This window comes from Acidobacteriota bacterium, from assembly GCA_016196035.1.
Classification (GTDB): domain Bacteria; phylum Acidobacteriota; class Blastocatellia; order RBC074; family RBC074; genus JACPYM01.
On record JACPYM010000054.1, the window covers coordinates 17310 to 30105 of the forward strand.

11 protein-coding genes are annotated in these 12796 nt (G+C 60.2%); 3 read left to right on the top strand and 8 right to left on the bottom strand.

What is annotated here, in order from left to right; all coding sequences use genetic code 11:
• Window positions 1–41: 41 nt before the first annotated feature.
• The 6 genes from HY011_16120 to HY011_16145 form a co-directional block, all read right to left on the bottom strand.
• Window positions 42–542, bottom strand: coding sequence for a phage tail protein (locus HY011_16120; GenBank protein ID MBI3424460.1), 501 nt, complete (start codon window positions 540–542; stop codon window positions 42–44).
• A 63-nt stretch (window positions 543–605) separates the two neighbouring features.
• Complete coding sequence (locus HY011_16125) at window positions 606–1124, bottom strand: phage tail protein (GenBank protein ID MBI3424461.1); 519 nt, start codon at window positions 1122–1124, stop codon at window positions 606–608.
• Window positions 1125–1181: 57 nt separating this feature from the next.
• Window positions 1182–1403 carry an MbtH family protein gene (locus HY011_16130; protein ID MBI3424462.1) on the bottom strand — a complete coding sequence of 74 codons (222 nt, stop codon included), beginning with the start codon at window positions 1401–1403 and terminating at the stop codon, window positions 1182–1184.
• Between the two features lie 30 nt (window positions 1404–1433).
• A complete protein-coding gene (locus HY011_16135) occupies window positions 1434–1706 on the bottom strand; it encodes a hypothetical protein (GenBank protein MBI3424463.1) in 273 nt (90 codons plus the stop codon).
• Between the two features lie 443 nt (window positions 1707–2149).
• On the bottom strand, window positions 2150–2815 hold the full coding sequence (locus HY011_16140; GenBank protein MBI3424464.1) for a response regulator transcription factor: 666 nt from the start codon (window positions 2813–2815) through the stop codon (window positions 2150–2152).
• A 5-nt stretch (window positions 2816–2820) separates the two neighbouring features.
• Window positions 2821–5871: a hypothetical protein gene (locus HY011_16145; protein ID MBI3424465.1), complete on the bottom strand. Its 3051-nt coding sequence runs from the start codon at window positions 5869–5871 to the stop codon at window positions 2821–2823.
• Between the two features lie 208 nt (window positions 5872–6079).
• Between HY011_16145 and HY011_16150 the strand changes: the two genes are divergently transcribed.
• The 3 genes from HY011_16150 (at window position 6080) to HY011_16160 (ending at window position 8451) form a co-directional block, all read left to right on the top strand.
• Entirely contained in the window at window positions 6080–6928 is an 849-nt protein-coding gene (locus tag HY011_16150; GenBank protein ID MBI3424466.1) for an SRPBCC domain-containing protein, read from the top strand.
• 40 nt (window positions 6929–6968) lie between these two features.
• On the top strand, window positions 6969–7874 hold the full coding sequence (locus HY011_16155; protein ID MBI3424467.1) for a helix-turn-helix transcriptional regulator: 906 nt from the start codon (window positions 6969–6971) through the stop codon (window positions 7872–7874).
• Window positions 7875–7971: 97 nt separating this feature from the next.
• Window positions 7972–8451, top strand: a complete 480-nt coding sequence (locus HY011_16160; GenBank protein MBI3424468.1) for a VOC family protein — start codon at window positions 7972–7974, stop codon at window positions 8449–8451.
• A 138-nt stretch (window positions 8452–8589) separates the two neighbouring features.
• On the opposite strand, the gene HY011_16165 is transcribed toward HY011_16160, so the two are convergent.
• Together HY011_16165 and HY011_16170 are read right to left on the bottom strand one after the other, a co-directional pair.
• On the bottom strand, window positions 8590–11091 hold the full coding sequence (locus tag HY011_16165) for an ABC transporter permease (GenBank protein ID MBI3424469.1): 2502 nt from the start codon (window positions 11089–11091) through the stop codon (window positions 8590–8592).
• A gap of 198 nt (window positions 11092–11289) precedes the next feature.
• Entirely contained in the window at window positions 11290–12690 is a 1401-nt protein-coding gene (locus tag HY011_16170; GenBank protein MBI3424470.1) for a bifunctional folylpolyglutamate synthase/dihydrofolate synthase, read from the bottom strand.
• Window positions 12691–12796 lie beyond the last annotated feature (106 nt).

Genomic DNA, 12796 nt, shown 5'->3' on the forward strand with positions numbered 1-12796 from the left:
CTTGTTGCATCAGGTCTCCTCCTTGTCAGCCGCCGCGCGCGTTAGTAGGCGCGGGTCGGGAAAGCGCCATTCACACAAATCGCCAAGTTGAGCGTCAGATAGGGCGCCATGTTTTCATGCGGTTGAAAACCACCCTGCGGTTGAATGGCTGCTGCCGACATCGGGCCGGTGGCGCTTGGCGCATAGGCGCCGGGAGCGGCGGCCCACAAATCCTGCGCCGGTGCGGGTTGATTGGGCGCGCCGGGCGCTACGGCTTGCACGGCGTGCGTATGCCTGGGCAGTTCTTCCAGCGTCAACGTGTGCTCGGCTTCCCCGCCGTTGCTGCCCCGCGGAAATTTGTCGTTCCAGTGCATGGGCACGCGCCCGCGCAAATCCGGCACCGCAAAAGTCTTGATACCGTCGCCACCATAAGTTGTGCCCAGGAGGGAGAACAGGGCCGTGTTCTCCTGTATGGGTAACAGGCGGCCATCGCACGCGACCCACCCTCTGGGTATGCGCCCGAAGCCGAACATCCTGATTTCACCGTAGGTTGCATCTGACATGATTTTTGCTCCTTCCGCCCAAACGCCGCACAAAGGTTTGTGTCCCTACGCGCGCCTTTCTGATTACTGCAACTCGGGGTAAATGCCCGAGACAGCAATGATGAAATTGACGGCTTGAAATGGCGGCATGTTGTCGTGCGGTTGACTGCCGCCCGCCGGATTGAGCGCGCGATAATCCAGGGCCGCGCCCGGCTGCTGGTCGCTGTAACGCGCGACAGCCGCCGCTGCCCAGACATTGTTGGCGGGCGTCGGACTCGTGCCCGGATTGGCATTCATCTGCGGCGCGTGCGTGTGCACCGGCATCTCGTTGCGATTAAGCGTAACGGTTTCAGCGCCGCCCAAATCGCCCAGCCGGAACTCGCGGCCTTCGACGGACTGGCCCTGCGACACCGGCGCGCGCCCGCGCAAGTCGGGCAAGGCGAACGTTCGAATGCCGTCGCCGCCATACGCGGTGCCGAGCAGGCTAAAAAGTGCGCCGCCATCATTGTTGTTGATGGACAACAGTTGCCCGTGGCAAAACAGCCAGCCTTTGGGCGCATAATTGCCACTGAACATGCGAATCTCACCTAGATACGGCTCCATTGGAGGATACTCCTTTGCTTGGGTTGGTGGTGATTGCGCGGTGAATGGCGCAACCGTTTAATGGCGCTGTGCCTCCTCCATCTTTTTGCGCAAGCTCAGCGGGCGCATATCCGTCCAGACCTCTTTGATGTAATCCAGACATTCCGCTTTTTTGCCTTGCTTGCCTGCATCCCGCCAGCCAGGCGCATTCGGGCGATCAGCAGGCCAAATGGAATACTGCTCTTCGTGGTTGACGACGACTTTGTAAAGGGTGGTGTCCTCCATTTCTTCGCGACTCATAAGCTCTCCTTTAAGCGTATTGCCAAACAGTCATTCGCCTTTGTCTTTGCGCCGTGGTTCGCGTGAGCGGAACCACGGCAACTGATCAATCACATCGGCTTGCGCTGCCGCGACCGCCAGCCGGCCCTGCCAGCCGCAATGCGCACATGCATAAGGGCGGCGGCCCGTCAGCCACGCCCGCCAACGCGCCCACCGCCCGCGCAACGTCAAACGGTAAACCGCTTGACGGCAAGCCGGACAGCACACCACATGCGGTTTTGCACCACCCAATCCGGTCATTGTTTTTCCCAGTGCGATGCTCACGTCTAAGCCTGTTCCTCTCGCGTCCGCGCGCACCTCTCCCATCCAGCCCAAGGCTGTTGCCTCTCAGTGCCAACTGGGAATGTGAGGTTGCGGCAGGCGCAATCAACGCTGTGGCAGTACCCAGACTGAAGCAGCGACGGTGTGGAGTTTAGAGTTCGCGGGTCAAGCTGTACATCCCCGCTGCCGGGTATTTTGCCTACCCAAAGCCGGGTATTTCGCCTACCTGGAACCGGGTAGGCGCAGCGCAAACTGGTCGCTAGAGCGGTTTGCAATTGCGTTTATCGGAGCGCGTTGTGCCGGGACGGTACCGCGCGCGTGAGCAAGCGGCGCCTCAAACTTGCGGCATTGGCTGAATCGCCCAGTCTCCGCTTGCACGCGCGCGCGGTACCGTCCTGCTGCCCGGCTTTTCCCATCCTCTGATGTAAAAACCGATCTAGGCAGAGCTATTCGGCCCGCAACTCAGTTTGATGGGCGAGGGCGAATTTGATGAGCGCGTGGCTGCCGCGCAAGGCGAGTTTGCGGCAGATGTTTTTGCGATGCGTCTCGACCGTCAGCGGGCTGATGTATAGCGCCTCGGCGATTTCGCGCGTGGATTTGTATTCGGCAATCAGCCGCAGCACGTAACGCTCACTGGCCGTCAGTTGCGACAGGCCGTTAGCAATAACAGGTGCGGGCGGCGCGGGCGCGTTGACCAGATAGCTGGTCATCAATGGGCTGAGATAGGTTTGTCCTTGCTGCACGGCGCGCAAGGCGGCGACGATGTCGGTGACTGCGCTGTCTTTGAGCACGTAACCACGCGCGCCCAGGCTGAGCGCCTGCTGCAAATATGTCTCTTCGCGGTGGACGGTCAGAAAGATCAGCTTGATGTTCCAGCCGCGTTCACGCACGGCACGCGCGACGCCAAAGCCATCGAGCACTGGCATGTCTACGTCAAGCACGGCAATGGGTGGTTGCAGCCGCTCCAGCAAGGTCAATGCCGCTTGCCCGTCGCCCGCTTCGGCAATCACGCGGAACTCGGCGGCTTCGCCACCTGCTTCGATGGTTTGGCGCAAGCCCTGGCGCACGATGGGATGATCGTCGGCGATCAGAATTTGAATCTCGGTGCTCATCAGAATTAATCAGGTAAGGGGAATTGCAAAGTAATCGTGGTGCCTTGTTGCGGCGCCGATTCGACCAGCAAATCACCGCGCAACAAGCGCGCGCGTTCGTGAATACCGGTCAGTCCCAAGCCGCTGCCCGCCACCCAATCGCGCGAGGCGTCGGGGATAAACCCGCAACCGTCATCGGCGACGATGAGCCGCAAGAGGCCGGGTTCGCGTTTGAGTTTGACGCTGGCGTGGGTGGCGCGCGCGTGGCGCACGATGTTGTTGATTGCTTCCTGCACGATGCGGTAGAGGCTGTTTTCAGCTTCTTTGGGCAAGCGGCCTTCCAGTTCATCCAACTCCTGTTTGATTTCCAAACCGTGCGCCTGCCCGACTTTGTTGAGCATTTCGCGCAACGAATTGGTCAGCCCCAGCCGATCCAGTTGCACGGGGCGCAGGTCGTAAATGATCTCGCGCACCTCGTCAATCACGGCGGTGGCTGCTTCGGCAATCTCTTCCATTTGTTCCTGCTGGCGTTTGGGATCGTCCTGGGCTTGCAAACAGATGGTCGCACGTTGGCGAATGATCGCCAGACTTTGGCTCAGACCATCGTGCAATTCGGCGGCGATGCGCTGGCGTTCGCCTTCGTGGGCATTGATCAGGCGACGCGAAAACGCCTGTTGCGCGGCATTCGCCCGTTCCAATTGCCGCACGCGCAATTGGTAACTGGCCAATGCCAGAGCGGTGAGGCCCAAAACAACCAGACCGCGAAACCACCAGGTGCGATAAAACGGCGGAATGACGACGAGCGTCATGCTCGCGCCCGTTTCGTTCCAAACGCCTTCGCCATTATCGGCGCTGACGCGAAACGTATAACTGCCTGGCGGCAGATGCGGAAAATACGCGATGCGCCGCGTGCCAGCCTGCTGCCACGTCTGATCGAAACCAATCAGTTGGTATCTGAATTTCAGTTGTTGCGGGCGGTTCCAACTAAGCGCGGTGTATTGAATCTCTATATTTTCCTGCCCGGAACGAATGCGCGCCGTCTGTCCCGCCGGTAAAGATTCGCCATCCAGCCGGACGCTCTCGATGGCGACGCGCGGCGGTTCCAGGTTGAGGCGCTGCGGATCAACCGCCACAACGCCTTTGATCGTCGGAAACCACAAGCGGCCATCGGCGGTCTTCCACCCGCCGGGACTCGCGCCGTTGCATTCGCGACTGAGCATGCCGTCCACCGCGCCGTAAGCGAACGACATCACCACTTTGCTGCGGCCCTCGGCGAAATCGTTCAGCTCTTTCAGGCTCGCGCGATAGATGCCCTTGTTGCCGCTCAGCCACAGGTTGCCGCTGTCGTCTGCGAGAATTTGAAAGGCGAGGTTGTCGTAAAGGCCGTCTTTGACCGTGATCGCTTTGAAGACGCCGTCCTTGAAGCGCAACAGCCCGTTGCCATCCGTGCCCATCCAGATTTGCCCGGCGCGGTCTTCGTAAAACGCAAGCATGTGCCGACCAGGATAGCCGTCCTTGTGCGCCCAGGTCGTGACGCGCCCCGCGCTGATACGGCTGACGCCGCTGCCCGTGCCGACCCACAGACTGCCGGCGCGGTCTTCATACAACGCGGTGATGTAATTCTCGGCCAGCCCTTCGCGTGTGGTGTAAGTGGTAATGGTGCCGTTATGAAAGCAATGCACGCCATCAAATGAAGTGCCTGCCCAGAGCCGCCCCGCGCGGTCTTCCAGAATTTCCGCAGCCGCCAAGCCGTCTTTGCTGACGTAAGGGCTGAAGCGTCCGTCTTTGTAACGCAACACCTGACCGGGCGCGCTCGCCAGCAAATTGCCCGCGCGGTCGGTCGCCAACGCTCTGCCGCCTCCGGCAGGCAAACCATCGCGTTCCGTGAAGGTTTGAAAGAGGCCATCCTTGAATCTGCTCAAACCGCCGCGCGTTTTCACCCACAGATGCCCCGCGCCATCGCCGCGCACTGAGCCGATGATGTCATCCGGCAAACCATCCTGGGTGGTGTAAACGCTGAAGCGCCCTTCTTTGAGCAGCGCTAGCCCACCGCCATTCGTGCCCAGCCAAAGGTCGCCATTCGCCGTGGCATAGACAGATTGCACCGCATTATTGGCCAACCCCTCCTGCTCGGTGCAAACGTCGAAGCGGCCGTCTTTGAAGCGGTATAACCCGCCGCCAATAGTACCCAGCCAGAGCGTGCCTTCGCGATCTTCGACAATCGCCTGAACAATGTGATGCTGCAAACCGGCGGGCACGCCTGCCATGCTGAACCGGCCTGCTTGCCAGCGGGTCAGCCCACTGTTAGCCGCGCCAATCCATAACGCGCCTACGCGATCAAAGCAGAGCGCGAGCACTTGATTCGACGCCAAACCGTCGCGCGTCGTATAGATCGTGAATTTGCCGTCTTTGAAGCGCGTCAAACCACCCAGCGTGCCGATCCACACAGCGCCCTCAGCGTCTTCGGCAAACGCCGAAATGCGATTGTCTGGCAATCCTTCTTGTGTGGTGTAAGTGGCAAACCGCCCAGCCTGCAAAACATGCACTCCGCCTTGCGTGCCGATCCAAAGATTGCCTGCGCGATCTTCAAACAATGCGCTGACGCGGGGAGTGTTTGGCAATCCTTGCGCCGCGCCATAAAACGTAAACTCCCCCTGGTGATAGCGCGTCAGCCCGCTGCCGTACCCCGCCCATAACGCCCCGTCGCGCGTCACCCGTAAGACGGCAACGTTGTTGCTTTTCAAGCTTGGCGTATTCGCCGTGTCAAACGCCGTGAAGCGCACGCCGTCAAAGCGCACTACGCCCTCCGCCGTCGCCAACCAGAGATAGCCGTCGGGCGTTTGCGCCACAGTGCTGATGCCGTTTTGCGGCAAGCCATGCTGATCGTTCCAGATAAATTGCTGATAGCGGCCAAAGATGCGTTGCGGGCCAATGGTTTGCGCCGTGATTATTGAAGCTGCGCTGACCAACAGAAAGATCAGCCCAAGCCAATGGCGAAAGCCAAACCAGCTTGGCCCAAACCGTGGCCGGTTACTTAAGAGGGATTGTTTAGAAGTAACGATTCCGCGCGCGTTCACAGCGGCGCATTATAAGCGCCACGCAGATTTTGAAAAGCAACCAGGCGTCAATTACAAATTAATTGCAGCCTGGGTTGTGATGAGGCCGCGTTTGTAAATTTAGGCAAAGCCACGTTCTTGCCACCAGTTTCCGCGTCGTGAGGCCTATAGTAAACTGCCCGCGCGGCTGGCAACTACGCGGCTGCGGCTCCTGCACGAAAGCGAATTCATGACCAAACAATCAGCGGCGCCTCAAGTGCTCGCCTTGCTCGACAATCTTTTTTTCGTCGCCAAACTCGACGCCGCCGCCACACAGACCGGCTGTCAACTGGTAACGGCGCGCACGCCTGAAAAGGCGCTGAGCCTGGCGCAAGCCGCCGCGCCCGCGCTCATCGTGCTCGATCTGGATGCGCAAGCCTGCCGCCCCTTCGAGTTCATTCAAACCGTGAAAGCAGACCCCGCGTTGCGCACGATTCCCTTGCTCGGCTTCGTCGCGCACGTCAACACCGGCGTGCAGGCACAGGCCCGTCAGGCCGGGTGCGACCGCGTATTGGCGCGTTCGGCCTTTGCGCGCGACTTACCGGCTCTCTTGCAAAACGCCGCCAACGCCGCCACCCAGAAGGAGCTTCCGATGGCAAACCTACGCAACGAAAAGGTTGATTTCAAAACGCTGATCCGTGTCGCGTCCGAACGCTGTTTCGATGCGCTGGCGACCGGGCCGGGTCTGGACGAATGGTTCACCCAGGGCGCGACCGTAGATTTGCGCCCCGGCGGCGCGATTCAATACCGCTGGCGCGATTGGGGCTTGGAAAAATACAGCGGCGAAATCCCCGGTCAGGTGATCGCGGTGCAACGCCCCGCGCGTTATGTCTTTCAATGGCGCGCCGACAGCGGCAGCTATGACACCACGGTTGAAATCACCTTCACGCCGGTGGCCGGGGGCACTATCGTTCATCTGGTCGAGACGGGTTACGAAGACACGCCCGCCGGGATGCAGGACCTGCTCAATCGCGTGTCGGGTTGGGCGCAGGTGCTGACGCTGTTGAAATTCTATTTGGAACACGGCCTGCACTATTGAGTGACAAACTGGCGGGCGGCGGGCCACAATGCGCGCCGTTATGTCCGTCGTGCTCAAACCCAGATTGTTGCGTCCACAACCAGCGCCTCAGCCCAACGCGCTGGGCGAATGCAGCTTCATCATTGACGGCAGCAACCGGCAATATCATTGGCAAGGCACCGGCTGTCTTTCGATAAAAACTTTCGCCGGGGGCGCGGCGCTTTATAACGTCGGGCGTGGCCGCTTTCGCGTGGCTGAGCATTCTTACCTGTTGCTCAATCAAAATCAGCCGTATGAAATCATTGTGGACGCGCAACAGCCGCTGGCTTCGTTCTGCCTGTTTTTCGAGAATGGTTTGGTGGAAGAAGTACAACGCAGCCTAACCGCCCCCACCGCCAAATTGCTGGACGAACCGCAAACCGTCAAAGATCAGCCGTTGTACTTTTTTGAAAAAACCTATCCGCACGATGACCTGCTCTCGCCCGCGCTCTTTCGCTTGCGCACCGAATTGCCGCAACGCCAAGACGACGAAGTCTGGCTCAACGAACATCTGCATCAGATTCTGCGGCGGCTGTTGACCGCGCAACAATTGGTGCAGCGGGAAGTCGAAAGCTTCCCTGCCCTGCGCGCCACCACACGCGCCGAACTATACCGCCGCCTGCATCGCGACAAGGAATTCATCGCGGCCTCGTTCGAGCAAAGCCTCACGCTGGATGAGATCGCGCGCATCGCCTGCCTTTCGCCCAGCCATTTCCTGCGCACCTTTCAACAAGCCTTCCGGCAAACGCCACATCAGTTTCTGACCACCCAACGGCTGGCGCGCGCACAATACCTGCTGAGGCACACCGGCTTGCCCGTGACCGAAATCTGTTTTGCCGTCGGCTTTGAAAGCCTGGGTTCTTTCAGCACCTTATTCCGCCGTCATCTGGGCCGTTCGCCCGCCCAGTTCCGCCAGGCAAAAAGGTGATTTTCGAGAAGCGCGGCGGACGCTCACTCGGCATACTGCGCGGCGTAGACCTGATTTCCCGCTTAAAGCAACGGACAAAGCAATGGAGGAACAACGCATGAAACTGCTTGGATTGAAGCTGAGCGCGCTCTTGCTATGCACGCTGGCCGTGCCTGTGGGAGCGCAACAAAACAAAGAGAGGAATCAACCAATGCCTGAAACACCCGTCATCAAAAAGGTCGGCCAGATCGCCGTGCGCGTCAAAGACGTCGCCCGCGCCGTCGCCTTTTACCGCGACAAGCTGGGCTTGAAAGTGCTGCTGCAACAGCCCAACCTGGCCGTGGTCGAATGCGGCGGCCTGAATCTTTTCCTCACGCTGCCCGAAAAGGCTGAAGATGCCGGGCACAATTCGATCATTTATTTCGACGTGGATGACATTCAGCAAACGGCCAAAATCCTGACCACGCACAGTGTCACCATCGTCGAAGCGCCCAACAAAGTCGGCAATCTCGGCGCCGTCGAAGTTTGGATTGCGATCTTGCGCGATTCCGAAGACAACTTGCTGGGACTGAGAAGTATGGTGCCCCTGAAGAAGTAGTCAGTACGGGGTAGTCGGTAGGGGCATTGACAATTTACGTTGCACAGGCCGACTGAAATAAATCCTTCAGGGTGAATGCAGCAGCTTGGAGCCGCCGGCGCAACCTAGTTTGTCAATACACCTACTGACTACCGCCTATTATTCACATCGCAAAGCAATCAACGGATCAACCTTTGTCGCCCGTCGCGCCGGAATCCAACAGGCCAACAAGGCCACCAGCGCCAGCAGCAACGCGAGCCCGCCAAATGTCAGCGGATCGGTCGCGCTGACACCGAATAACAGCGCCGTCAGCAACCGCGTGAGCGCGAATGAGCCAGCCAGTCCGACTCCGACGCCCAAGAGTGCCGTTACCATGCCCTGCCACACGATCATCTTCAGTAGGTCGCCCAAACTTGCGCCGAGCGCCAGCCGGATGCCGATCTCGTGCGTGCGCTGTGTGACGGAATAAGCCGTCACGCCATAAACGCCCACCGCCGCCAGCGCGAGCGCGAGCAGCGCAAAGAGTGCCAGCAACCAAGTGTTCAGCCGCGCTTGCGAGAGCGAGGTTGCAACTAACTGCTCCATCGTCGCGATGTCGGCGATGGGTTGCTCCTTGTCAAGTTCGAGCACGGCGTGGCGGATCGCGTTGATCAAACTGAGCGGGTCAGTGGTGGTGCGCAAGGCTAAATACATGCTGCGCGACGTGTCAGGGAATTTGCCGATAACGCTCTGTGTGTGCGGCGTGTAAATCTCCGGCCTGCCGTTCTGGAGCAAGCTGTTGTGCCGCACATCGCCGACGATGCCGACGATGGTAAAGCGCGGGAAGCGGAAGTTCTTGGCGTCAAAGTTCGGCGGCATCAGGTCGGGCGGGATCAGGTCTTCGGGCGGGCCAAACCAGACGCGCTTGCCGAGCGGGTCTTCGTTGGGCCAGTAGCGCCGCGCCAGCGCTTCGTTGATGACGGCCACAGACAAGGTGTCGCGCGTGTCGCGTTCGTTGAGCAAGCGCCCCTTGCGCAGCGCGAAGCCCAGCGTGTTGAAGTAATCGCCACTCACTTGCCGGTATTGCACGACCGGCACTTTATCGAGCGCTTTCGGCGCGGGGCGATCTTCGATGGAAAAGAGTTTGCCCCAACCGCTGTTGGTCAGCGGCAAAGCCGAACTGACCCCGGCTGCTTGCACGCCGGGCAGCGCCTTGACGCGCTCAACCAATTGTTGAAAGAAGCCTGCCGCCAGTTCTAAATGACCGGGATCATCCGGGTATTTGGTCAGCGGCAACGAAATTTGCAGGGTCAGAATGTGATCGGTGCGGAAGCCCGGATTGACGCGCTGCATGCGCAACAGGCTGTTGACCATCAGCCCCGCGCTCACCAACAGGATCAACGACAAAGCCAGCTCCGCCGCCACCAGTACGTTGCGCACACGACGGCTGCGCGCGCTGCCCGCCGTCCCGCGACCACCTTCTTTGAGCGCTTCGTTCAAATCCGGCTTGGCTGCCTGCGCCGCCGGCGCCAGCCCGAAGAGCAGGCTCGTCAACAGCGCCAGCCCACAGGTAAAGGCCAACACGCGCCCATCCACCCGCACCTCGGCCAGCCGCGGCAGCTTGGGCGCCAGACCGATCAGCGCATCCACGCCCCACCAGGCCAGCGTCAAGCCGCACACGCCGCCGAGCAGGCTGAGCAACAAACTTTCCGTCAGCAGTTGCCGCACAATCCGTAAGCGTGTCGCGCCCAGCGTCGTGCGAATCGCGACTTCACGCTGGCGTGCCGCCGCGCGCGCCAGCAACAGGTTCGTCACGTTCGCACAGGCGATCAACAGCACGCAGGCAACGGCGCAAAGCAACACCAGCAGCGCCCGTTGCACGTTGCCGACCGTCGCCTCGTGCAGCGAGACCAAGCTCGCGCCGAAATCGCCCACGCTTTTGACCTCGTGGGCAATCTGATGCTGGATGCCATCCACGTCCTGCTGCGCTTGCGTGATGCTCATACCCGGTTTGAGCCGTGCCACGACGCTCAGCCAATAATTGCCGCGCGTGTTGTATTCGCTGTCATCCGCCACCGCGAGCGGCAGCCAGAGCTTGACGGTCTGATCCGGGAACTGGAAGTTGCGCGGCGCGACGCCGACGACAGTGAATAGCTCGCCGTTAAGTTTCAGCGTCTGCCCGTTGGGCTGCGCATTGTCGCCAAAGCGCCGCCGCCACAATTCATCGCTCAGGATTGCCACGCGATGCTTGCCGTACCGCTCTTCCGCGCTGGCAAACCCGCGCCCCTGCGCCACGCCTACGCCGAGCGTCGGGAAGAGGTCGGCAGAAACTTGCGCGCCCACCACACGCTCAGGCGCTTCCGCGCCAGCGATGTTGTAGCTGTTCGTGCTATAAGCCGCCATCCGCTCAAACGACTGATTGCGCCGCGCCCATTCGCGGAAGTCCGGCAGCGCGACGCCGAAGTTGGTGATGCCGCGCGCCAGGTTGGTCGTATTGACCATCATCAGCCGCTCGGCCTGTGGATACGGCAATGGGCGCAACAGCACGGCATTGACCACACTAAAAATCGCCGTGTTCGCGCCGATGCCTAGTGCCAGTGTCAGGACGGCAATCAGCGTGAAGCCGGGGTTTTTAAGTAACATTCGCGCGCCATAGCGCATATCTTGCCAAAGTATTCGCATCGTCATCACTCCTTTGAATTATGGGTAGGAGAACGGCCCGCGCAGGCAAACCGTTCTAACAGGCTAACCAAGTCGCGTGCCGCCCGGGCGTAGTGGATAAGTCATTGCGCCGTTTACGGTCTGCTGACAGGGCGTGTAGCCAGTTGTTCGAATGCGGGAAAGGATGATCCCAAAAGTGAAGCGGGCGGAGTGGTGAAGCTATGAGTGCGGTACCGCCTGTGGCAGCAGGTGGTACTGCTCCAATGATGAAGACCCCAGCAAGCCTTTGATCTCACCGACCAAATACAACGAGCCGCACGCGCAAATCACGCCGTTGGCGGGCGTCGTCTCTTGGGCCAGTTGCAGCGCGGCGCGCACGCTCTCGGCCTGCAAGACGTGGTATCCCAGCGCTTCGGCGCGTTGGGCCAGTTCAGTTGGATCAGCGGCCCGCGGGTTATCCACCTTGGCAGCAATGATTGTGGTCGCGGCGGGAAAAAGAATTTCTTCCATTTCACCGAAGGGCTTGTCGGTCATCACACCAAACACCATGGTGACCGGCACGTGCGCGCAAAACTCTTGCAAGAAGTCACGCAGGACTTGCGCGCCCGCCGGATTATGGGCACCGTCCAATAGCAACGGCACCTTTGCGCCAGGCAAGGTCGCCAATTCCAGGCGGCCCGGCCATTCGGCCTGTTGCAGACCAGTATTGATGCTGGCGGATGTGATGGGCAGACCGGCGCGGCGGAGCGCTTCGCCAATGTGAATGGCCAGCAGCGCGTTGGTGACTTGATATCGCCCCCGCAAACCCAAGCGCACGTCGTACTCGCCTTGCCGATGGGTGTAGCGCAAGCGGCATAGCCCCAACAATGGCGAAACGGCGTCTTCGTGTTCAACAACAGTTTCTAAAAACAGCGCGGCGGAAAGTTCCTCTTCCAGCGAAAGCAGCGGCGCGCGCAGTTCATTCGCGCGCGCGGCGATCACCTGCATTACAGCGGACGATTGCGGGGCGACGATGACGGGCGTGCCGGGTTTGATGATGCCCGCTTTTTCGCCCGCGATTTCGGGCAAGGTGTAGCCGAGATGCCGCTGATGATCGTAATCAATCGGCGTAATCGCCGTCACCAGCGGCGCGCTGACATTGGTGGCGTCGAGCCTGCCGCCCAACCCCACTTCGAGGACGGCCAAATCCACTTTTTGCGCGGCGAAATAAAGAAAGGCCAGCAGCGTGAGTTGTTCAAACAGACTCGGCACGGTGCTGAGTTCGCCCGCCGCCAGCAAGCGTTCGCCCAACCGGCGCACTTCGGTCGCGTAATGCGCGAACTCGTCCTGACTGATGTCGCGCACCTCGGCCCCGTCGGCAATCCGCATGCGTTCGGTGATTTCAACCAGATGCGGCGAGGTGTACAGCCCCACGCGCAACCCGGCGGCGCGTGCGATGGCAAAGGTCATCGCGGCGGTCGAACCTTTGCCGTTCGTCCCGGCGATCAACACCGATGGATATTGCAATTGCGGCTGACCACAGGCGGCCGTCAACGCCAGGATGCGCGATAGGCCGAGATTCATCGTCTCCATCTCGTGGCCGCGCGCATACAGATATTCAATCGCTTGGGTGTAGTTCATAACGTCAGATGCGGCGATGATAAGGGCCAGGGCGAAACGCGGCAAACGCTAAGGCATGGGCATGCGCCGACTGAAACCGCTCCGCTGAACTGAAACTCTGGCCGAC